Annotated in this window: 24 protein-coding genes and 1 pseudogene; 11 read left to right on the forward strand and 14 right to left on the reverse strand. The window is 64.4% G+C overall.

Annotated features, from left to right (window positions below):
- Positions 1–27: 27 nt before the first annotated feature.
- The 12 genes from rnhA to coxB form a co-directional block, all read right to left on the reverse strand.
- Positions 28–468 carry a ribonuclease HI gene (gene rnhA / locus F3H95_RS02675; RefSeq protein WP_143124963.1) on the reverse strand — a complete coding sequence of 147 codons (441 nt, stop codon included), beginning with the start codon at positions 466–468 and terminating at the stop codon, positions 28–30.
- Positions 465–1436 (reverse strand): homoserine kinase, encoded by a 972-nt coding sequence (locus tag F3H95_RS02680; protein ID WP_149744836.1) that lies wholly within the window; start codon positions 1434–1436, stop codon positions 465–467. Before F3H95_RS02680 ends, rnhA begins: the two co-directional genes overlap by 4 nt.
- A 368-nt stretch (positions 1437–1804) precedes the next feature.
- Positions 1805–2809, reverse strand: a complete 1005-nt coding sequence (ispH, locus tag F3H95_RS02685) for a 4-hydroxy-3-methylbut-2-enyl diphosphate reductase (RefSeq protein WP_149744837.1) — start codon at positions 2807–2809, stop codon at positions 1805–1807.
- A gap of 4 nt (positions 2810–2813) precedes the next feature.
- The gene (locus F3H95_RS02690; RefSeq protein ID WP_149744838.1) at positions 2814–3179 is read right to left on the reverse strand and encodes a DUF1304 domain-containing protein; all 366 of its coding nucleotides are present in this window, start codon (positions 3177–3179) and stop codon (positions 2814–2816) included.
- Between the two features lie 51 nt (positions 3180–3230).
- The gene (locus tag F3H95_RS02695; protein ID WP_244617874.1) at positions 3231–3950 is read right to left on the reverse strand and encodes an SURF1 family protein; all 720 of its coding nucleotides are present in this window, start codon (positions 3948–3950) and stop codon (positions 3231–3233) included.
- Between the two features lie 34 nt (positions 3951–3984).
- Positions 3985–4368, reverse strand: a complete 384-nt coding sequence (locus F3H95_RS02700; RefSeq protein WP_143124958.1) for a DUF983 domain-containing protein — start codon at positions 4366–4368, stop codon at positions 3985–3987.
- 93 nt (positions 4369–4461) lie between these two features.
- Positions 4462–5337, reverse strand: coding sequence for a cytochrome c oxidase subunit 3 (locus tag F3H95_RS02705; protein ID WP_143124957.1), 876 nt, complete (start codon positions 5335–5337; stop codon positions 4462–4464).
- Between the two features lie 58 nt (positions 5338–5395).
- Positions 5396–6028 (reverse strand): cytochrome c oxidase assembly protein, encoded by a 633-nt coding sequence (locus tag F3H95_RS02710; protein WP_149744840.1) that lies wholly within the window; start codon positions 6026–6028, stop codon positions 5396–5398.
- A 22-nt stretch (positions 6029–6050) separates the two neighbouring features.
- Entirely contained in the window at positions 6051–6188 is a 138-nt protein-coding gene (locus F3H95_RS02715; RefSeq protein WP_185969792.1) for a hypothetical protein, read from the reverse strand.
- Positions 6185–7141: a heme o synthase gene (locus F3H95_RS02720; RefSeq protein WP_149744841.1), complete on the reverse strand. Its 957-nt coding sequence runs from the start codon at positions 7139–7141 to the stop codon at positions 6185–6187. Before F3H95_RS02720 ends, F3H95_RS02715 begins: the two co-directional genes overlap by 4 nt.
- 63 nt (positions 7142–7204) lie before the next feature.
- Positions 7205–8899 (reverse strand): cytochrome c oxidase subunit I, encoded by a 1695-nt coding sequence (ctaD, locus tag F3H95_RS02725; RefSeq protein WP_143124954.1) that lies wholly within the window; start codon positions 8897–8899, stop codon positions 7205–7207.
- Positions 8900–8913: 14 nt separating this feature from the next.
- Positions 8914–9792, reverse strand: a complete 879-nt coding sequence (gene coxB / locus F3H95_RS02730; protein WP_149744842.1) for a cytochrome c oxidase subunit II — start codon at positions 9790–9792, stop codon at positions 8914–8916.
- A 318-nt stretch (positions 9793–10110) separates the two neighbouring features.
- On the opposite strand from coxB, the gene F3H95_RS02735 reads away from it, so the two are divergent.
- The 7 genes and pseudogenes from F3H95_RS02735 (at position 10111) to F3H95_RS02760 (ending at position 14677) form a co-directional block, all read left to right on the forward strand.
- A complete protein-coding gene (locus tag F3H95_RS02735) occupies positions 10111–10692 on the forward strand; it encodes an invasion associated locus B family protein (RefSeq protein WP_143124952.1) in 582 nt (193 codons plus the stop codon).
- Positions 10693–10797: 105 nt separating this feature from the next.
- Positions 10798–12213, forward strand: a complete 1416-nt coding sequence (tldD, locus tag F3H95_RS02740) for a metalloprotease TldD (protein WP_149744843.1) — start codon at positions 10798–10800, stop codon at positions 12211–12213.
- Between the two features lie 9 nt (positions 12214–12222).
- Positions 12223–12690: pseudogene (locus tag F3H95_RS02745) on the forward strand (GrpB family protein); the annotation flags it as partial.
- A gap of 12 nt (positions 12691–12702) precedes the next feature.
- Positions 12703–13164 carry a VOC family protein gene (locus F3H95_RS27050; protein ID WP_188134293.1) on the forward strand — a complete coding sequence of 154 codons (462 nt, stop codon included), beginning with the start codon at positions 12703–12705 and terminating at the stop codon, positions 13162–13164.
- Positions 13165–13204: 40 nt separating this feature from the next.
- Positions 13205–13456, forward strand: a complete 252-nt coding sequence (locus F3H95_RS02750) for an AbrB/MazE/SpoVT family DNA-binding domain-containing protein (RefSeq protein ID WP_149744844.1) — start codon at positions 13205–13207, stop codon at positions 13454–13456.
- The gene (locus tag F3H95_RS02755) at positions 13453–13851 is read left to right on the forward strand and encodes a type II toxin-antitoxin system VapC family toxin (protein WP_149744845.1); all 399 of its coding nucleotides are present in this window, start codon (positions 13453–13455) and stop codon (positions 13849–13851) included. Before F3H95_RS02750 ends, F3H95_RS02755 begins: the two co-directional genes overlap by 4 nt.
- A 139-nt stretch (positions 13852–13990) precedes the next feature.
- Positions 13991–14677, forward strand: coding sequence for an HAD family phosphatase (locus tag F3H95_RS02760; RefSeq protein ID WP_188134275.1), 687 nt, complete (start codon positions 13991–13993; stop codon positions 14675–14677).
- On the opposite strand, the gene F3H95_RS02765 is transcribed toward F3H95_RS02760, so the two are convergent.
- Complete coding sequence (locus tag F3H95_RS02765) at positions 14664–14966, reverse strand: MazG nucleotide pyrophosphohydrolase domain-containing protein (protein WP_143124948.1); 303 nt, start codon at positions 14964–14966, stop codon at positions 14664–14666. The genes F3H95_RS02760 and F3H95_RS02765 overlap by 14 nt on opposite strands.
- Positions 14967–15121: 155 nt before the next feature.
- Between F3H95_RS02765 and F3H95_RS02770 the strand changes: the two genes are divergently transcribed.
- Together F3H95_RS02770 and F3H95_RS02775 are read left to right on the forward strand one after the other, a co-directional pair.
- Positions 15122–15913 carry a sulfite exporter TauE/SafE family protein gene (locus F3H95_RS02770; protein ID WP_149744846.1) on the forward strand — a complete coding sequence of 264 codons (792 nt, stop codon included), beginning with the start codon at positions 15122–15124 and terminating at the stop codon, positions 15911–15913.
- A 140-nt stretch (positions 15914–16053) separates the two neighbouring features.
- Positions 16054–17118 carry a polysaccharide deacetylase family protein gene (locus F3H95_RS02775; RefSeq protein ID WP_149744847.1) on the forward strand — a complete coding sequence of 355 codons (1065 nt, stop codon included), beginning with the start codon at positions 16054–16056 and terminating at the stop codon, positions 17116–17118.
- A gap of 22 nt (positions 17119–17140) precedes the next feature.
- Here F3H95_RS02775 and pdxH read toward each other — a convergent pair whose 3' ends face one another.
- The gene (gene pdxH / locus F3H95_RS02780) at positions 17141–17761 is read right to left on the reverse strand and encodes a pyridoxamine 5'-phosphate oxidase (protein WP_143124945.1); all 621 of its coding nucleotides are present in this window, start codon (positions 17759–17761) and stop codon (positions 17141–17143) included.
- A 115-nt stretch (positions 17762–17876) separates the two neighbouring features.
- Here pdxH and F3H95_RS02785 point away from each other — a divergent pair, with 115 nt between their 5' ends.
- On the forward strand, positions 17877–18278 hold the full coding sequence (locus F3H95_RS02785; RefSeq protein WP_143124944.1) for an RT0821/Lpp0805 family surface protein: 402 nt from the start codon (positions 17877–17879) through the stop codon (positions 18276–18278).
- 287 nt (positions 18279–18565) lie between these two features.
- Complete coding sequence (locus F3H95_RS02790; protein WP_149744848.1) at positions 18566–19804, forward strand: DnaJ C-terminal domain-containing protein; 1239 nt, start codon at positions 18566–18568, stop codon at positions 19802–19804.
- Positions 19805–19873 lie beyond the last annotated feature (69 nt).

Genomic DNA, 19873 nt, shown 5'->3' on the forward strand with positions numbered 1-19873 from the left:
ACGGGCAAAACCGCCCTGTTCTTGTCGTCACCGCTTCTTGAACGGCTCCATGCCGAGACGCGCCAGTTCATCGGCACGTTCATTTTCCGGGTGGCCGGCATGGCCCTTGACCCAGTGCCATTTGACCTTGTGGCGCTGGTTGGCGGCATCGAGCTGCTGCCACAGTTCTCCATTCTTCACCGGCTTCTTGTCTGCGGTTTTCCAGCCGTTCTTCTTCCAGCCAAAGATCCACTTGGAGATCCCGTCCATCACATATTTGCTGTCGGTGTGAAGATCGACCTCGCAGGGGCTTTTCAGCGCGTTCAGCGCCGTGATCGCTGCAAGCAACTCCATGCGGTTGTTGGTGGTATCGGCCTCGCCGCCATAAAGCTCCTTCTGCACCTCGCCATAGCGCAGGATGGCGCCCCAGCCGCCGGGGCCCGGATTGCCGGAGCAGGCGCCGTCGGTAAAGATTTCCACCTGCTTCACGACGTAATCTCCAGTCCGTATTCGGAGGGCGAGACGATGGCGCGGTGGAAGCGCAATTTGCGCAGATATTCGAGCGGGTCCTTCTTCACCACCAGCGCGTCCTCCGGCGTCGTCTGCCAGTCATAGAGGCGGGTGAGGAAGAAGCGCAGCGCCGAACCGCGCGCGAGAATGGGAAGCGCCGCCTGCTCCTCGCCTGAAAGCGGGCGGACTGCCTGATAGCCCGCCAGCATGGCCGCGCCCTTGGCGAAATTGTAGGAGCCATCCGGCTGAAAACACCAGGCATTCAGGCAGATCGCCACGTCATAGGCGAGCATGTCGTTGCAGGCGAAGTAGAAATCGATGAGGCCGGAGAGCCGGTCGCCGAGGAAGAAGACATTGTCCTGGAAGAGATCGGCATGGATCACGCCGGTCGGCAGATCTTTCGGCCAGTGGCCGGAGAGGTGATCCAGCTCGTCAGAGATCTCCGCCTGAAGCCCCTCCTGCACCTCGTCGGCGCGCGGGCCGGCCTTCGCCCAGAGATCGAGCCAGCCATCGAGCGACAGCGCGTTCGGCCGGCGGATCGAAAAATCCTGGGCGGCGAGATGCAGTTCGGCCAGCGCGCGGCCCACCTGCCCGCAATGGGCGGCCTCCGGCTTTCTGAGCCACATGCCTTCGAGGAAGGAGATGAGCGCCGCCGGCCGCCCGGAGAGTTCGCCCGTCAGCCTGCCGTCATGGCGCGGCAGCGGCAGCGGGCAGGACAGGCCCTTCTCCGCCAGATGCTGCATCAGGCCAAGGAAAAACGGCAGGTCGCCGGCATCCACCCGCTTCTCGTAAAGCGTCAGGATCAGCGGGTCCCTGGTGGTGTGCAGGAGGAAATTGGAATTCTCCACCCCCTCGGCAATGCCCTTGTAGGAGGTGAGCTCGCCCACATCATACTGGGCAAGGAAGGCCCGCAGATCGGTCTCGCTGATATCGGTGTAAACGGCCAATTCTCTTGTCCCTGCAGCTTCGCGGCTGATCGCCCAGCCCGTCTGCCACAAGGCATACACAGGGGGACGGGACCATGGCTAGCCCCGGGAGCGGGATGGGCACAGGATTTGCGGGTGGGGCATGGCGTCGTTCGGCAAAGCAGGAGGGTATCAGAGGTCAGCGCCGCCGTCGCGCTGGCCGAAGCCCCGGCGCCTCGCTTTAGGCTCGGCGCGTTCGTCACTGACATCGATTCACGGGATCGATTTCTCAGGCTTCGCCTGACCGTTCCTGGCTGACGCCCCGGCCCTTCGCTTGAGCTCAGGGCGTTCGGCGCTGAAATCGATTCGCTGGATCGATTTCTCCGGGCGCGAGAGCGCCCGGCCGCGCCTCACCCATTCACCCAGGCCATGTCTTCGCGGGTGAGTTCGATGCTGCGCAGTTCGCGGTTGACGAGAAAATGCTCGTTTTCTTCCGCCGTGATCGCGAGCTCCACCGTGGCGTCGAAGCGGGCGCGGAAGGCTTCGATGATTTCGTCGACGATCACTTCCGGGGCGGAGGCGCCGGCGGAGATGCCGAGCGTGCGGATTTTTCCCACCTGATCCCAGTCGATCTCGGCGGCGCGCTGCACCAGGAGCGAGCGGGTGGCACCGGCGCGCAATGCCACTTCCACCAGCCGTTTCGAATTGGACGAATTGGGCGCGCCGACGACGATGAAGAGATCGCAGCCGGGCGCGGCCTGCTTCACAGCTTCCTGCCGGTTCGTCGTGGCATAGCAGATGCTGTCGGCCGCAGGCGCCGTGAGATTGGGAAAACGCTCCTGCAGGCGGGCGATCACGCCGGCGGTATCGTCCACCGAAAGCGTCGTCTGCGTCACATAGCCGAGATTGTCCGGGTCGGCGGGCTCGTAGGCATCCACGTCCTCGACCGTCTCGATCAGCGAAACCGTGCCCTCCGGCAACTGGCCCATGGTGCCGATCACTTCCGGGTGGCCGGCATGGCCGATCAGGATCACATGGCGGCCAAGGCGCTGGTGGCGCATGGCCTGTTTGTGCACCTTCGATACCAGCGGACAGGTGGCATCCAGATAGAAGAGATTGCGCGACTGCGCATCTTCCGGCACCGATTTCGGCACGCCGTGGGCGGAAAACACCACAGGCTGCCGACGATGCTCCTCCGGGATTTCGTTCAACTCCTCCACGAAGATCGCGCCCTTCGCCTCCAGCCCTTCCACCACATAGCGGTTGTGGACGATCTCGTGGCGCACATAGACCGGCGCGCCATAGGCCTTCAGCGCCAGCACCACGATCTGGATCGCCCGGTCCACGCCCGCGCAAAAGCCGCGCGGCCCGCACAGGCGGATGGTCAGGGGCGGTCGGATTTCCTGCATGTTCATTCGGTCAGCCTGCGATGAGGACGGCAATCAGGGCAAGCGCCGCCGGAAGGGCCTGGATGAGCCAAATCTTCCGCGCGACGGTCGCTCCCCCATATAGGCCAGCCACCAGCACGCAGCCAACAAAAAACAATTTGAGCTGGAAGGCAAAGCCCGCATCCGGATGCAGCAGTGCCCAGACGAGGCCTGTGGCGAGAAAACCGTTATAGAGGCCCTGATTGGCGGCCATCGCCCTCGTCGCCACCGCCCGTTCCGGCGAAAGACCGAAGGCGCGCCGCCCGGCCGGCTTCGTCCAGAGAAACATCTCCAGCACGAGGATATAAAAATGCTCGAGCGCCACCAGCGCCACGAGAAAGGCCGCCACGACCGTCATGATGTCCCCCGATCCGATAAAGCCCGGCGGCCGGCCCTCCCCGAACCGCCTTTATGTCTTGCGCCGAAACAGCATGAGGCCGGTGACCGCCACCAGCGCGACGGCGAGCCCATACCAGGTCAGGGCATATTGCAGATGGTTGTTCGGCAGATCGAACTGTGTGACGCCGCCCTTCGGCAAGCCGCCGGGATTGGCAACCGTCGCATCGGCATCCACGAAGAAGGGCAGCACGCGGGCGGCGTCGAGGCCGCTGCTGGCCACCATCGCCTGCCAGTCCTTCCAGTAGAAGATGTTTTTGGCGGGATCGTTGTCCGGCAGGATGGAGGAGGGTTTTTTCGCCAGCCGGTTGCGCACGTAGCCGGCCAGCGTCACCGTTCCCGATACCTGACCGGCAGCCCGCCGGGCGGGATCCTTGAGGTCATAGGGCACGAAGCCGCGGTTGACGAGCAGGATGCGACCGTCGGCAAGCGTCAGCGGCGTATAGACATAAAAGCCGCTCTCGCCCTCGAAGGTCGCGAAGAAATGCCGCTCGCGGCTGTGATCGAAACGACCGGTGACCCGCACATGCAGATATTCGCCATCCTCGCCGCGCGCCATGGTCTGCTCAGCCAGCGTGAGATCGACAGGGACGCCGTGGCGGCGGCTTTCGATCTGCGCCAGCAGTGCTTCCTTCTCGTGCAGCCGCTGCACCTGCCAGGTGCCGAGCGACACAAGGATGCCCAGCGCGAGGAGGACGACCGCACCGGTCGCAATCCGCTTTCCGCGGCTCATCGGGGGCTTATCTGCCTCGGTGTCGCGCACGATATCAGTCACGATCGATCCGGCCCTCGCTGGCATTGTGCTTGTATTGCAGCGCAATCAGCAGCCCCTTCAGCAGCCGGAGACTGCCGAGGCAGACGATGACGGCAAAGGGCAGCGTGACCACGAAATGCAGCCAGATCGACGGGTGAAACGTGAATTCGAACCACAGAGCAAAGCCCACCACCAGAAAACCGAGGATCAGCATCACGAAGACGGCCGGCCCATCCCCCGCATCGGCAAAGCCGTAATCCAGACCGCAGGCCGTGCAGGCGGGGCGAACCTTCAGGAGACCCTCGAACAGCCGGCCCTGGCCGCAGCGGGGGCAGGCCCCACGCAGGCCGGTGGAGACGGCATCCTGCGGCGGATACTGCGCGTGATCGTGTGGCATGCCTTGTTCCTTCCCTGAACCCGGGCGGCGCCCGGATGGAAAAGGGGCGGTCGTGCCGCCCCTTTCGTATCGTTCAACGGACGCGGCTGCCGCTCAATGGGCGAGCGGCGCGCCCCAGCCACCCCAGATGTAGATCGCGAAGAACAGGAACAGCCAGACCACGTCAACGAAGTGCCAGTACCAGGCGGCGGCCTCGAAGCCGAAATGCTTGGTGGGCGTGAAGCCGCCATTGATGGCGCGGATCAGGCAGACCAGCAGGAAAATGGTGCCGACCAGCACGTGGAAGCCGTGGAAGCCCGTCGACATGAAGAAGGTGGCGCCATAGATCGAGTTCTTGAAGTCGAACGGGGCATGAACGTATTCATAGCCCTGCACGAAGGAGAACAGCGCGCCGAGCGCCACCGTCAGCGCCAGACCGTTGATGAGGCCCTTGCGGTCATTGTGCAACAGCGCATGGTGCGCCCAGGTGACACAGGTGCCGGAGAGCAGCAGGATCACGGTGTTGTAGAGCGGCAGGTGCCAGGGATCGAGCACCTCGATGCCCTTCGGCGGCCACTGGCCACCGGTGGCGGTAACGCGGCTTGCCTGGATCGCCTCGTGCGGAAAGAGGCTCGCATCGAAGAAGGCCCAGAACCAGGCCACGAAGAACATCACCTCCGAGGCGATGAACATGATCATGCCGTAGCGCAGATGCAGGGAGACCACCTTGGTATGGTGCCCTTCGCGCCCCTCCTTGATCGTGTCCGCCCACCAGCCGACCATTGTATAGACGAGGATCGCGAGGCCGATGAAGAACAGCCACGGATTGGCAAGGTTCAGGCCGAAGATGTGGAACGTGCCGCCATGCAGGTAGCGCATGTAGCCGACACCGCCAAACGTGACGACAAAGGCGCCGATCGAGGCCATCAGCGGCCAGATGCTCGGGTCTATGATGTGGTAATCGTGTTGTTTCTGGTGCGCTTGCGCCATGTGATCAGTCCCCGATGTTTCTCCTCAAGCCCTCCCGCTCGCGCGGCAGGACCCTCTCTCACAACTTCTTCGCGCTGTCGGCCTTCTCGCCCTTCAAGCCGGCAACCGGCTTTGCCCCCTGGCTGGGATAGAAGGTGTAGGACAGCGTGATATTCTTGATGTTCCTGGTTTCCTCGCTCTTGACGATCTCGGGATCGACGAAGAACACGACGGGCATGTCGAGCGTCTGGCCCGGCTGCAGCGTGGTTTCGGTGAAGCAGAAGCACTGCACCTTGTTGAAATAGACGGCGGCTTCCATCGGCGTGACATTGAACACGGCCGTGCCCGTGGTGGGCGTCGCGGAACGGTTGGTCGCCTTGTAGCTGATCTGGATCGTTTCGCCGATCTTCGGCTCCACCATCCTGTCCACCGGCTTGAAGTCCCAGTTCAGGCCGCTGGAGGTGTTGGCATCGAAGCTCACGCGGATCGTGCGGTCCAGCACCGTCTCCGAATACTGTTCGACGCGCTGCGTGGTGCCGTTATAGCCGGTGACCTGACAGAACAGCCGGTAGAGCGGCACGGATGCGAAGGCAGCCCCCACCATGCCGCAGACGAAGACGACGCAGCTTGCCAGGATCACGCCATTGCTGACCTTCCCCTTGGCCGGCACCTTGGCCGCCCCGTTTGCCGTGTCCTGCTGCTGATTGGCCATCCCGTTCTCCTCCCCGTCCCGTTCAGCCCATTCCGCCCAGCTTGATGATGGTGACCACGTAGAAGAGGGCCACCAGTGCTGCGAGTACAACGCCGAGCGCCACATTGCGCCCGCGCCGCGATTTTTTCTGCGCCTCCGTCGGCTTGATCGTCTCGATCACAGCATCCCTCCGAAGCGGCCGACGAGCAATTCGGCGTAATGGCTGGCAATCAGCGCGGAGAAGATGGCGAAGAGATAGAGCACCGAATAGGCGAACATGCGCTTGGCGGCGATCATCTTCTGGTCGCCATCCGGCATGCGCCAGACGGCGATGGAACAGACGATGAAGACGGCGCCAAGGGCTGCGGCAAACAGGCCATAGCCCCAGCCGACAAGCCCGGTCATGGCGGGTACGACGGCGATGGCAGCGGTCAGCACGGCATAGGCGACGATCTGGTGCTTGGTGGCGCGCTCGCCGGCGACATTCGGCATCATCGGAATGCCGACGGAGCCGTAATCGCGCATCTTGAAGAGGGCAAGCGCCCAGAAATGCGCAGGCGTCCACAGGAAGATGATGAGAAACAGCACGACGCTGTCGAGAGACACGCCGCCCGTCACGCAGGCCCAGCCGATCATCGGCGGAAATGCGCCGGATGCCCCGCCGATCACGATGTTCTGCGGCGTCGAACGCTTCAGCCACATCGTATAGACGACGGCATAGAAGAAGATGGTGAAGGCGAGCAGCCCGGCCGCGAACCAGTTGACCACCAGGCCGAGGATCGCCACGGAAAAGGTCGAGAGCGTCAGGCCGAAGGCCAGCGCCTCTTCCGGCCGGATGCGGCCGGCAGGAATGGGACGACGGGCCGTGCGCGTCATCACCGCATCGATATCGGCATCGTACCACATGTTGAGCGCGCCGGAGGCCCCTGCCCCCACCGCGATGCAGAGAATGGCAATGGCCCCGATCACCGGATTGATGCTGCCGGGCGCCAGAAGCAGCCCGGCAAAGGCGGTGAACACCACCAGCGACATCACGCGCGGCTTCAGAAGCTCGAAGAAATCGCGCGCCCCGGCTTCGGAGAGACGAACCTGCTCCTCTGCCCGGAGATCTGCGTGATTGTCGATGGTGACCATGGTCATTCCTGCTGTTTGTCGTCGTTCAGCGGCGCGGGCTGCAACACCCGCGCCGGACTTCGTTTACTTGATGCGGGGAAGCTGCTCCCACTGGTGGAAGGGCGGCGGCGAGGACAGCTGCCATTCCAGCGTGGTCGCACCTTCGCCCCACGGATTGTCGCCGGCGACGCGCTTCTTGGCGAAGGCTTCCCAGACGGAGAAGAGGAAGATCAGCACACCGACGAAGGAGATGTAGGAACCGATCGAGGAGACGTAGTTCCAGCCGACGAAGGCATCCGGATAGTCGATGTAGCGGCGCGGCATGCCGGCAAGACCGAGGAAGTGCTGCGGGAAGAACACCAGGTTCACGCCCACGAACATCACCCAGAAATGCAGGTTGCCGAGCTTTTCGGAATACATGTAGCCGGTCATCTTCGGGAACCAGTAGTACCAGGCCGCGAAGATGGCAAAAACGGCGCCGAGCGACAGAACGTAGTGGAAATGGGCCACAACGTAATAGGTGTCGTGCAGCGAGCGGTCGAGGCCGGCATTGGCGAGCTGGACGCCGGTGACGCCGCCGACGGTGAACAGGAAGATGAAGCCGATCGCCCAGATCATCGGCGTGCGGAAGGAGAGCGAGCCGCCCCACATCGTCGCGATCCAGGAAAAGATCTTCACGCCCGTCGGAACGGCGATCACCATGGTGGCGAACACGAAGTAGCGCTGCGCATCAAGCGACAGGCCGACCGTGTACATGTGATGCGCCCAGACGATGAAGCCGACGGCACCGATTGCCACCATCGCATAGGCCATGCCGAGATAGCCGAAGACCGGCTTCTTCGAGAAGGTCGAGATGATGTGGCTGATGATGCCGAAACCCGGCAGGATCAGGATGTAGACTTCCGGATGACCGAAGAACCAGAACAGGTGCTGGTAGAGGATCGGGTCACCGCCGCCTTCCGGTGCGAAGAAGGTGGTGCCGAAATTGCGGTCCGTCAGCAGCATGGTGATGCCGCCGGCGAGAACCGGAAGCGACAGCAGAAGCAGGAAGGCGGTGACCAGCACGGCCCAGGCAAACAGCGGCATCTTGTGCAGCGTCATGCCAGGGGCGCGCATGTTGAGGATCGTCGTGATGAAGTTGATCGCGCCGAGGATCGAGGACACACCGGCGATGTGCAGGGCGAAGATCGCAAGATCGACCGCAGGGCCCGGATGGCCGGAGGTGGCAAGCGGAGGATACATCGTCCAGCCGCCGCCCACGCCATAGGCGCCTGCCGGACCTTCCACGAACATGGAGAGCAGCAGCAGGATGAAGGCCGGCACGATCAGCCAGAAGGAAATGTTGTTCAAACGCGGGAAGGCCATGTCCGGCGCCCCGATCATGATCGGGATCATCCAGTTGGCGAAGCCGCCGATCATCGCCGGCATCACCATGAAGAAGATCATGATGAGCGCATGCGCTGTGGTGAACACATTGTACATGTGCTTGCCGCCGTCGATCGCCGCATCGCCTTCGAAACCGTAGACCATGGCGGCAAGGCCGTGGAAGATCTGGATGCCGGGTTCCTGCAGTTCCATGCGCATGGCCACCGACAAGAGGCCGCCGATGATGCCCGCGAAGATCGCGAAGATCAGGTAGAGCGTGCCGATGTCCTTGTGGTTGGTCGACTTGAACCAGCGCTCGAAGAAGCTCAGCTTGTGATCGTGATGATCGTCATGTGCGTGCGCCCCGTCCGCGACGCGGGCGTGATGACCGTGATCGGTCGAATGTCCAGCCATTGTCCTCACTCCCCTTACTTGGACGCGACGGCGACGTTACGTGCTGGCGCATCGGTTGCCGCCATCAGCTTGCGATAGGCGCCGGGCAGATCGGAACCGGCCGAGGCAAGCCAGGCCTGGTACTGATCGTCGGAGACGATGCGGATGGCGATCGGCATGAAGGCATGGTCCTTGCCGCAGAGTTCGGAGCACTGGCCATAATAGAGGCCTTCCTTCTCGGCGCGGAACCAGGTCTCGTTCAGGCGGCCAGGCACGGCATCGATCTTGATGCCGAAGGCGGGCATGGCGAAGGCGTGGATCACGTCGGTGGGAGCGGCCGTCACCAGCATGCGCACGGTCTTGTTGACCGGCAGCACCAGCTCGTTGTCCACCGCGAGCAGGCGCGGATAGCGCGCCTTGTCGACCTTGCCGGCCTTTTCGCGATCCTTGTCCGGCAGCAGGTAGCTGTCGAAGCCGACCGGATTTTCCATGCCCTGATACTCATAGCTCCACAACCACTGGGTAGCGGTGGCCTTCACCGTCACGTCGGGCTTTTCCGGCATGGTGAGCTGGGCGTTCAGCAGGTTGAAGGAGGGAATGGCGAGGAACAGCAGCACGAGCACCGGGCCGAGCGTCCACACCACCTCGATCGTGGTGTTGTGGCTGGTGCGCGAGGGCACCGGGTTGGCGCTGGCGCGATAGCGCACGACGACCCAGACCAGAAGCGCCAGCACCAGCAGCGTGATGGGCACGATGAACCAGAGTGTATAATGCGAGAACCACTTGATCTCATGCATGATCGGCGTTACCGGCTGCTGCAGGTCCAGCTGCCACGGTACAGGCTGGTCCGCTCCCGCCCCCGAAGCGAAGAGCAGACAGATCGTCGCAGCAAAGGCTGCTAAGGCTCTGTTCATCACGATTTCTCTCCCCAAGCGTTTGATCTGGATCAGATCGCCACGCATATTCCCAAGCTATAGCCTATTGGTTCAATCACAGTTTGCCAACTGCCGCAATATGCGCCAGAGGGTTCATCCCCGTTGGTCCGTGCGGCATTTTTGCGCGTTGTCAATTCAGGCCGCCGGAATGCACGGGAAGGATGGTTCATGGCGGTTGCCGCAAGCTTGCCGCGGGCTCCGTATTTTCGCCGCACTCGGCTGAAAAGACGTCAGGGCTTTTCATTATCCGGACCGGCGACAAGAATAGCACGACTGATTCGAAAGACAGAGGTATTCATGCGTTCTCCCTTCCTGCGTGCCGCCACGCTGGCAGCCCTTGTTCCGGGGCTCCTGCTTGCCCACGTGGCCCTGGCACAAACGCCGCCCGCGGGAGACAAGCAGCCTCGTGCGCAGACCGCCCAGCCGCAGCCGCTCTCTCCGCAGCAGCAGGGCAATGTGCGCGGCAATCATGGCGCGTGGTCCATCCTCTGCGACAAGCCCGCCGGCTCCTCGGTGGAGCAGTGCGCCCTGATGCAGAACGTGGTGGCCGACGACCGGCCGGAAGTGGGCCTCTCCGTCGTCATTCTCAAGACCGCCGACCGCAAGGCGCGCATCCTGCGCATCCTCGCCCCGCTTGGCGTGCTTTTGACGGACGGCATGGAGCTTTACGTCGATGGCAAGAACATTGGCCGCGCCGGCTTCACCCGCTGCTTTTCCGAGGGCTGCTATGTGGAAGTCGGCATCGATGACGAGCTGATGCGCATCCTGCGTGCCGGCAAGGGCGCCGTCTTCGCGCTGCGCGAATCGGCCGACCAGGACCGCATCGGCATCCCGATCGAACTCAGCGGCTTCGGCGAAGGCTACGACGCGCTTCCCTGATCCGGCGCGCGGCCGGCGCCTGTCCGGCGGGGTTGCGTCCCGCCGCCGGCAGTCCTACATCGGACGACACGGCCGGGCGAAGCATCCGGCACCAAGGAGCTGCCGATGACCACCGACCTGATCTCCCTCTTCGATTGCGACGAGACGCGCCTGCGCCGGATCCTTACCGACGCGCTTGCCGGCGCGGATGACGGAGAGCTGTTCATCGAACATGCGCAGGCCGAATCGCTCTCCTTCGACAATGGCCGCCTGAAGGGCGGCTCCTTCAACACCGACCAGGGTTTTGGCCTGCGCGCCGTGGCCGGCGAAGCGGTGGGTTATGCGCATGCGGGCGAACTGTCCGCCGCCGCCCTGTCGCGCGCGGCCGATGCGGTCGGCGCCGTCACCCGCGGCTATTCCGGCTCCTATGCCGCAGCGCCCCAGCGCACCAACAAGAAGCTCTATGGCGACGAGAACCCGATCGGCCAGCCCTCCTTCGAACAGAAGGTGGCGCTTTTGACCGAGATCGACGCCTATCTGCGCGCCAAGGATCCGAAGGTGCGGCAGGTGACGGCAACCGTTGCCGCCAGCTGGCAGGTGGTGGATATCCTGCGCGCCGATGGTCACCGCGTGCAGGACGTGCGGCCGATGACGCGCATCAGCATTTCCGTGGTGGCTGGCGACGGCGACCGGCAGGAAAGCGGCTCCTTCGGCACCGGCGGCCGCATCGGTTTCGGCGATTTCGTCACCGGCGGAAACTGGCAGGCGGGCGCCGACGAGGCGCTGCGGCAGGCGCTGGTCAATCTGGAGGCCATCGAGGCGCCGGCCGGCACCATGGATGTGGTGCTCGGCAACGGCTGGCCGGGCGTGATGCTGCACGAGGCCGTCGGCCACGGGCTGGAAGGCGATTTCAACCGGAAGAGGACATCCGCCTTTGCCGGTCTGCTCGGCGAAATGGTGGCAGCCCCCGGCGTCACCGTGGTCGATGACGGCACGATCGACAACCGCCGCGGCTCGATCACCATCGATGACGAGGGCACGCCGTCCGCCTACAATGTGCTGATCGAGAACGGAAAGCTTGTGGGCTACATGCAGGACCGGCAGAACGCCCGCCTGATGGGCATGACGCCGACCGGCAACGGCCGCCGCCAGGGCTATGCCCACCAGCCGATGCCGCGCATGACCAATACCTACATGCTCTCGGGCGACAAGACGCCGGAGGAAATCATCGCCTCCGTGAAGAAGGGCATCTATGCCGTCTCCTTCGGCGGCGGGCAGGTGGACATCACCTCCGGCAAGTTCGTGTTCGGCTGCACGGAAGCCTATCTGATCGAAAACGGCCGGATCGGCGCGCCCATCAAGGGCGCCATGCTGATCGGCAACGGCCCGGATGCGATGAAGCGCGTCTCGATGGTCGGCAACGATTCCAAGCTCGATACCGGCATCGGCAATTGCGGCAAGGCCGGCCAATGGGTGCCGGTCGGCGTCGGCCAGCCGCATCTGCGGATGGACCAGATCACCGTCGGCGGCACCAAGGCCTGACGGAGCGCCATGGCGACGCGGGTTAGGATCATCGATTACGACCCCGCCTGGCCGCTGGCATTCGAACGGGCAGGCGCGGAACTGCAGCGGCTACTGTCCCTGCCGGCCTCGGCAATCGAGCATGTCGGCAGCACGGCCGTGCCCGGCCTTGCCGCCAAGCCGCTGATCGACATCGATGTGACGGTGGCGGATCCGGGCACCATTCCGGAACTTGCGACACGCCTGGAAAACGCCGGATACCAGCCGCGCGGATCGCGCCACGGCGACGGTGTCTTCGCCTTCCTGATGCCGGGCGACCCCGGTCGGCGGGTCTATCTCTGTCCGCCCGACAGCCAGACCCATCGCGAGCGCGTCACCTTCCGCGATGCCCTGCGGGCCAATCCGCATCTCGCCTTTGCCTATCGCGTCCTGAAGCAGGAGCTGGCCGGCCTTTATGCTGAGGACGGCGACCGCTACACCGCCGCCAAGGGCGACTTCATCCGCGACGCCATAGTCGGGGCAACCGCCTCCGAAAACGCGCTGGTTCCGGAACTCGCGGTGACGGACTTTCGGCGCAGCCGCGCCTTCTACGTGGATCTCATCGGTTTTCAGGTTCTCTACGAGCGCCCGGACGAGGGCTTTTCCTTTCTGACGCTCGGAAACGCCCAGCTGATGATCGACCAGATCGGCACCGGCCGCACCTTCGATGACGCGACACCGCTCACGCCCCCGCTCGGCCGTGGCCTCAACCTGCAACTGCGCGTGCCGGATCTGTCGGCCCTCGTCAAACGTCTGGAACGCGCCGGCCATCCGCTTGTCCTGCCGGTCGAGGACACATGGTATCGCCGCGACGACCACGAGGTCGGCAACCGCCAGTGCCTCGTCGCCGATCCCGACGGCTACCTCCTGCGGCCCTTCGAGGATCTTGGCCGTCGCCTTCGCACCGGAGACGCACCGGACGGCTTGCGGTAAGGAAAAGTTCCATTACCTTAAAGCCAAAAGGAGATGTGCCATGGCCTCTTTGACCGTGACCGCCAAGGGGCAGATCACCCTCAGGCGGGAGCTTCTGAACCATCTGGGTGTCCGGCCGGGGGAACAGATCGAACTGGACAGGCTTCCGGGCGGTGAACTGCGTCTGAAGGCCGTGCGGCCGACCGGCAGCATCGGGGGCTTTATCGGGCGCCATGCCGGCAAGGCGGCAAAACCCCTGTCGATCGAGGAGATGAACCGGATTGCCGCCGCCGGCTGGGCTGGCGAGGAATGAAGATTGCCGTAGACACGAACATTCTAGTGCGCGCCGTGCTGCAGGACGATGCTGCACAGGGTGCTGCTGCGGCTCGTCTGTTGCAGGAGGCCTCGCTGATTGCGATCTCGTCATCCTGTCTCTGCGAATTTGTCTGGGTGCTGTTGCGCGGTGCGAGACTTTCCCGGCAGGAGGTTGCGCGCTCCCTTCGCGACCTGCTGGAGGCCGGCAATGTCGCGATGGATCGCCCGGCCGTGGAGGCCGGACTGGCGGTTCTGGAAGCGGGCGGCGATTTCGCAGACGGCGTCATCGCCCATGAGGGACAGTGGCTCGGCGGTGAGACCTTCGTGTCGTTTGATCAGAAGGCTGTCGAAGTGCTAGAGGCACAGGGCCGCCTGGCACGCCTTGCCTCCTGACCCGCTTGCAGTGCTGTGCCGATAAGCGCATCCGCGCGAGAACGGGCACCGGCATGGTGGCCGGAGCAGAACGTGAACAGTGAAACCGGGCGTTTCGGGCAAACCCCTTTGCCGCAGACGCCTTCGATACAGGACCGATATGCCGATACTTCCCCGCCTGCCGCAGGCCGTCATCTTCGATATGGATGGCCTGTTGCTCGATACCGAAATCCTCTATCGCCGCTCGATCATTTCCGCCGCCACGGAGAAAGGCCTGCCGATCGGTCCGTCGATCTATGAGGGCATGCTGGGCAGGCCCTGGGTCAGCATCGCCGATCTTTTGCGGGAGCATTACGGCGAAGCGTTCGATGCCGATGGCTTCCGGGCGCTGTGGCTTGCGCATTTCGACCGGCTGCTGGACACCGACCTGCGGCTGAAGCCGGGGGTGACGCAGATGCTGGATCTGCTCGATACCCTCTCCATTCCGCGCGCCGTCTGCACCTCCTCGGCCCATTTCCAGGTCAAGCATCACCTCGGCGAACTCGGCATTCTCGGGCGCTTCGACCATGTGGTGGCGCATGGCGATTATGCCCGCGGCAAGCCGGCGCCCGATCCCTATCTGACGGCCGCGGCACGGCTCGGCGTCGCGCCGGCGCTTTGTCTGGCGCTGGAGGATTCCTACAACGGCATCCGCAGCGCCGCCGCCGCCGGCACCATGGCGGTGATGGTGCCCGACATGCTGCAGCCGACAGCGGAAATCCGGGCGCTCTGCGCGGTCGTGGCCGACAGTCTTGACCATTGCCGCGCCTTCTTCGATCGTCATCCGGCCGTCGTCACGCCGGCCTGAACAGCCATTTGCGCTCCACCGCCGCGGCAAGATCGAGACCGTTAGCATGGGCAAGCAGCAGGATGTGGCCGAGCACATCGGCGGCCTCGTCGGCAAGGTCCCGCTGCATGTCCTCGACACTGCGGCCCTTGGGCCGGCCGCGCCCGCTGAGCCGGTTCCAGGCCTGGGTCAGTTCCCCCACCTCCTCATGCAGCTTCAGCACGAACCAGTCGGGATCGCGCGTCAGGCCATGGGCCTCGGCATAGCGGCGGGAGGCCGCGTCAAAAGCCTTCATCAGGTCATCCAGCATTTCGTTCTCCATTTGTTTTCGTCAGATGAACCCGATTCGGCAGAAAGGTCCACACCTGCCGGAACAGCATGGAGACGCGACATCGTGGCGTGAGCCGGCTTGACAGGCAGTGGGGAGCCCTCCAGACAAGCGCTTTATCAGCCGGTTCCATCTTAATGTCCCTTACCGATCTCCTTGCCGCCCAGGCGCAGACCTTTCTGGCGCTGCATCCGCCCGCCCAGATCCTCGTGCTGGTCGCAGCCGCGCTCATCGGAGGGCTGGCGCGCGGCTTTTCCGGCTTCGGCGGCGCGCTGATCTTCGTGCCGCTGGCAGGGGCTGTGGCTGGCCCGCAGGTGGCCTCGCCGCTGCTGCTGGTGATCGATTTCATCATGACGCTCGGCCTGTTGCCGGATGCCTGGCGGCGCGCCAACCGGCGCGAGGTGGGCACCATGCTGATCGGGGCGCTTGCCGGCGTACCCGCCGGAACGGCGCTTCTGGCGTTTGCGCCGCAGCTTGGCCTGCGCTGGGGCATTTCGCTGATCGTGTTCGCGCTTCTTGCCTTCCTCATCTCCGGCTGGCGCTATCGAGGGCAACCGAAACCGGCGCTCAGCATCGCGACGGGTGTCACGGCCGGCCTGTTCGGGGGCGTTGCGCAACTCTCCGGCCCGCCGGTGGTCGCCTACTGGCTCGGCGGCGCCATCGACCGCCTGACAGTCCGGGCCAATCTGGTGGTCTATTTCGCGCTCTCCTCGGTGATATCGGGCACCTCCTATGTCGCGGCCGGCCTGTTGCGGCTGGATACGCTCATGCTTGCCGCCGTGGTCGGCCCCGGCTACGGGCTCGGCATCGCCATCGGCGCGCGCCTGTTCGGACTGGCGAGCGAAACCACCTTCCGCCGCATCTGCTACACGCTGATCGCCAGTGCGGGCATCGTCAGCCTGCCGGCCCTGGACGGGCTGCTGCACTGACGGCCCGGCAGGCCCGGCTTCTGCCCCTTCATTTTTCAGGAAGACTTAAGTCTGCACGCGATAAGGTCCGGCAGGAGCCATGCCCGGCGGGCTCTCCCGACACGAAGGCAGGCAGGATCAGTGCGGAAAGCGGCGCAGGCATGAGGAACAGCATTGATGCGCTCTGGCGCCGCCGCCTCCGCCGCGGACTGATCGTCTGCGGGCTGGAAGCATCTGCCCTGCTGGCGCGTGCCGGCATCGGAAAGCGCTTCGGCGAAGCGGGCGCCATCTTCGCCCTCCATCACGTCCGCCCCGTTGAGCAGCGACCAAGCGCACCCAACCGGCATCTCGAGATCACGCCTGATTTCCTGGAGGCGGTAATCTGCCGGCTGGCGCAAGAGGGATATGACGTCATCCGGCTGGAGGACGTGCCGCAGCGGCTCACCACGCCGCAGTCCCGTCCGTTTGCCTGCTTCACGCTGGACGATGGCTACCGCGACAACCGCGACCATGCGCTGCCGGTGTTCGAACGGCATGGCGTGCCCTTCACGCTGTTCGTCACGCGCGGTTTTGCGGAACGCACCCACAGTATCTGGTGGGAAACGCTGGCGGACCTGCTGAACGCAAGGACCAGGCTGCGCGCAGATCTCGGCCGCGGCGAAGAAGACATCAACCTTTCCACCGCCAAGGCGAGGCTGGATGCCTTCGACCGGTTTGCCCGCCGGCTGCGGCAGGGCGACGAAACCGAGACGGTGGCATGGCTGGATGGGCTGGCAAGCCGGCACGGGATCGATCCGCTGGAGATCACCCGGCGCCTGACGCTCGATGGCGGCGAGCTCGCTGAGCTGGCGCGCCATCCTCTGGTCACGCTCGGCGCCCACACCCTCAGCCATCGCGCACTCGGACGTCTGGCCGAGGACGAGTCGCGGGCGGAAATGCAGGGGTCGGCAGACTGGCTGGCGGCGCTGACCGGCCGGCGTCCGGCAACGCTTGCCTATCCCTATGGTTCTGCCGCCACCCTCTCGGCACGCGAAGCGGATCTTGCCCGGACGGCCGGCTTCACGGCTGCAGTCACCACACAACCCGGCGTGGTGACGCGCGCACATGCGGCGCAGCTGACCGCCCTGCCCCGAATTTCACTGAACGGCTATTATCAGAGGCCGCGCTACGTGACGGCGCTTGCTGCGGGCATTCCCTTCCGGCTGACGGGGCAGCGGGCATCCTGAGGATGCCCGCTGCCGTGATCGCTCAGGGATACATGCGCACCTTCGACCAGTCGCCATCCGGCGCCGGCCGGCGGAATTCGACGCGGTCGTGCAGGCGAAAGGGCCGGTCGTGCCAGAACTCGATGGAGGTCGGCTCGATGCGGAAACCGGACCAGTGCGCGGGCCGCGGGATCTCGCCGATCGCATGGCGTGCGGTGTATTCAGCCACCGCCTTTTCCAGCGCAAAGCGGCTTTCCAGAGGTCGCGACTGCTTCGACGCCCATGCCCCGATGCGGCTGCCGCGCGGGCGCGATGCATAATAGGCATCCGCTTCCTCGTCGGAAACGACGCTCACCGGTCCGCGCAGACGCACCTGCCGGCGCAGCGATTTCCAGTGGAAGCACATGGCCGCCTTCTGCTGGCCAAGGATCTCGCGACCCTTCTGGCTTTCGAAATTCGTATAGAAAACAAAGCCCCGCGCATCAAAACCCTTCAGGAGCACCATGCGCACATTGGGCAGGCCCTGCTCATCGACGCTCGCCAGTGCCACCGCATTCGGATCATTGATTTCGGAACCTTCCGCGTCCTTCAGCCATTGTGCGAACAGGGCGAAGGGCTCGCTTTCCTCGGTAAAGTCACCGCTTGTTAACCCATCTTCAGACATATTGACTAAAATGCTCCCGATCTGGTCAAATCGACTCGTGAACCGTTTCCGAACTGGACGCAAGGTGGAAGTGACAGCAAAGACAAACAACCGCACCCGGACACCGCTGTCGCTTATGCTTCAAACAGCCCTTGTCGTCCTCCTCGCCGGCTCCGTTTCCGGATGCACGAGCGGTGCCTTCGACCTGTTCGACACCTCGCCCAAGGTGGACCGCAGCCTTTCCACATCGACCATCCCGAAGCGCTCGGAAGAAGCGGTATCCGACGAGGTGACCGTGCGCAATGCCGTAACCTCTGCCGACCTGTCGAAGATGGGAGCCAATCCGCTTCCCTGGGCCAACACCGCCACCGGCAGCGCCGGCGTCGTCTCGAAGATCCGCGAGGCACGGGTGGCCGGCCAGCTGTGCCGCGGTTTCGTGACCACCCGCCATTCCTACGAAGGCATTGCCAAGTTCACCGGGCAGGCCTGCATGGCCGACAGCGGTGACTGGCTGCTGACCTCCTTCGAACGCCAGTAACGGTGCCCCTGTCGCAGGGACGGCGCAGCGCGCCGCTTCTTTGGCGGCCACTTTGTCATGCGCCTGATCGGCGCAATGCAGGCCGACGTGTTACGTTCTCTTAAGCTTAATTCTACTGTCATCGCGACGTAAATCCTCTTTAGAGACTCACGCCTCTATTCTCCTCGCATAAGCCGATGTCCTGCCACGTTTCCACGGGAACGGTCCGGGCCGGCACGAGTTGTTTGACCTTGTCATGCGGCCCGTCATGCGGCGCGCGTGCCAGGAAACCGAGTTGGTGGATATTGATGCGCGACCCCTATTCCCTCCTTGGCGTTCAGAAAGACGCAGGACCCGACGAGATCAAGGCTGCCTGGCGCTCCAAGGCCAAGACCCTGCATCCGGATCACAACCGGGACGACCCGCTGGCGAGCCGCCGCTTCGCCGAGGTAGGGCAAGCCTATGAGGTATTGAAGGATCCGGAACGTCGCCGGCGCTACGACCGCGCGCTCGAAACGCAGCAGACCATCATGCAGCAGCGCGAGGCGGCCCGACAGGCAGAGGAACGCGCCCGCGCCGCCCGCGCCAATGCCGAACGGGTGATGGAGGAACTGGCGCGCGCCAATGCGCAGCGCGCCCAGGCCCAGAACCAGGCCCATGATCAGGGCAGCAGCGGTGCAAGCACCATGGGCCGCGATCAGGAAAGCCCCGAGGACATGATCAACCGCATCTTCGGAGCGGGCCAGGGCGCCGGACCAGCCTCCGCGCAGGCCGGCGGATCACAGTCACAGGCGCGGTCCCAGGCACAGTCCCAGACACACTCCCAGACACCGGGCGCCTCCCAGGGCAAGGCGCGGCAGGCGCCGCCCCCCCCGGAGACAACCGCCGAGACAACGGCCAGCGCCCCGGGCGGCGCGGAGGCTAAGCCTGAGACGGGCCAGACTGCACCGCAGAAGCCGCAGCCGCCGCTTCCCCTACAGGCGATAGAACTTCTGACCGGCCTGATGCGCCGCATCCGCGGCAACCCGACGCCGCCGGAAAAGGCGCCGGACCTGCTGGCGACGGCCACCGTGTCGCTGAACGACCTGCTGCAGCTGGCGCCGGTCACCGTGTCGCTATCGGACGGACGCGATGTGCGCTTTGCCCTGGAAGCCGGCATGACCGATGGTCATGTGATCCGCCTTTCGGGTCAGGGCCTGCGCATTCCGGGCGCCCCGCGCGGCGATCTGCTGGTGACGCTGAAGGTGGCGCGCGACGAGCGCTTCCGCGTCGAGGGCTTTGACCTGCACACGGTACTGCCGATCTCGCTGGAGGACGCGGTGCTCGGCACGGAAGCCGAGGTGGAAACACCGGGCGGACGGGTGCCTGTGTCCATTCCCGCCTGGACGGGTTCGGACCAGAGCGTGCGCATCGAACGGCTCGGCCTGCATGCGAGCGCCGGCGAACGGGGCGACCTCGTGGTGGAGGTGCGCGTCATTCTCTGGGAAAAGCCGGACCCGAAGGTGATCGACCTGATGCGCCACATGCGCTACGGCCTCTTCGTGTGACGCTTTTGCGACGTTATCCAAGGTCGCGCACCCATTGTTACGAAGCCTTACAGGAGATGATCTGCGTCA

It is taken from the genome of Rhizobium sp. RU35A, assembly GCF_900156005.1.
Classification (GTDB): Bacteria; Pseudomonadota; Alphaproteobacteria; order Rhizobiales; family Rhizobiaceae; genus Neorhizobium; species Neorhizobium straminoryzae.

Coding starts and splice junctions, on each gene's coding strand:
- ispH (WP_149744837.1), bottom strand. CDS start 2,809: ATGAACATGCAGGAAATCCGACCGCCCCTGACCATCCGCCTGTGCGGG.
- F3H95_RS02690 (WP_149744838.1), bottom strand. CDS start 3,179: ATGACGGTCGTGGCGGCCTTTCTCGTGGCGCTGGTGGCGCTCGAGCAT.
- F3H95_RS02695 (WP_244617874.1), bottom strand. CDS start 3,950: ATGAGCCGCGGAAAGCGGATTGCGACCGGTGCGGTCGTCCTCCTCGCG.
- F3H95_RS02700 (WP_143124958.1), bottom strand. CDS start 4,368: ATGCCACACGATCACGCGCAGTATCCGCCGCAGGATGCCGTCTCCACC.
- F3H95_RS02705 (WP_143124957.1), bottom strand. CDS start 5,337: ATGGCGCAAGCGCACCAGAAACAACACGATTACCACATCATAGACCCG.
- F3H95_RS02710 (WP_149744840.1), bottom strand. CDS start 6,028: ATGGCCAATCAGCAGCAGGACACGGCAAACGGGGCGGCCAAGGTGCCG.
- F3H95_RS02720 (WP_149744841.1), bottom strand. CDS start 7,141: ATGGTCACCATCGACAATCACGCAGATCTCCGGGCAGAGGAGCAGGTT.
- ctaD (WP_143124954.1), bottom strand. CDS start 8,899: ATGGCTGGACATTCGACCGATCACGGTCATCACGCCCGCGTCGCGGAC.
- coxB (WP_149744842.1), bottom strand. CDS start 9,792: ATGAACAGAGCCTTAGCAGCCTTTGCTGCGACGATCTGTCTGCTCTTC.
- F3H95_RS02735 (WP_143124952.1), top strand. CDS start 10,111: ATGCGTTCTCCCTTCCTGCGTGCCGCCACGCTGGCAGCCCTTGTTCCG.
- tldD (WP_149744843.1), top strand. CDS start 10,798: ATGACCACCGACCTGATCTCCCTCTTCGATTGCGACGAGACGCGCCTG.
- F3H95_RS02750 (WP_149744844.1), top strand. CDS start 13,205: ATGGCCTCTTTGACCGTGACCGCCAAGGGGCAGATCACCCTCAGGCGG.
- F3H95_RS02755 (WP_149744845.1), top strand. CDS start 13,453: ATGAAGATTGCCGTAGACACGAACATTCTAGTGCGCGCCGTGCTGCAG.
- F3H95_RS02760 (WP_188134275.1), top strand. CDS start 13,991: ATGCCGATACTTCCCCGCCTGCCGCAGGCCGTCATCTTCGATATGGAT.
- F3H95_RS02765 (WP_143124948.1), bottom strand. CDS start 14,966: ATGCTGGATGACCTGATGAAGGCTTTTGACGCGGCCTCCCGCCGCTAT.
- F3H95_RS02770 (WP_149744846.1), top strand. CDS start 15,122: ATGTCCCTTACCGATCTCCTTGCCGCCCAGGCGCAGACCTTTCTGGCG.
- F3H95_RS02775 (WP_149744847.1), top strand. CDS start 16,054: ATGAGGAACAGCATTGATGCGCTCTGGCGCCGCCGCCTCCGCCGCGGA.
- pdxH (WP_143124945.1), bottom strand. CDS start 17,761: ATGTCTGAAGATGGGTTAACAAGCGGTGACTTTACCGAGGAAAGCGAG.
- F3H95_RS02785 (WP_143124944.1), top strand. CDS start 17,877: ATGCTTCAAACAGCCCTTGTCGTCCTCCTCGCCGGCTCCGTTTCCGGA.
- F3H95_RS02790 (WP_149744848.1), top strand. CDS start 18,566: ATGCGCGACCCCTATTCCCTCCTTGGCGTTCAGAAAGACGCAGGACCC.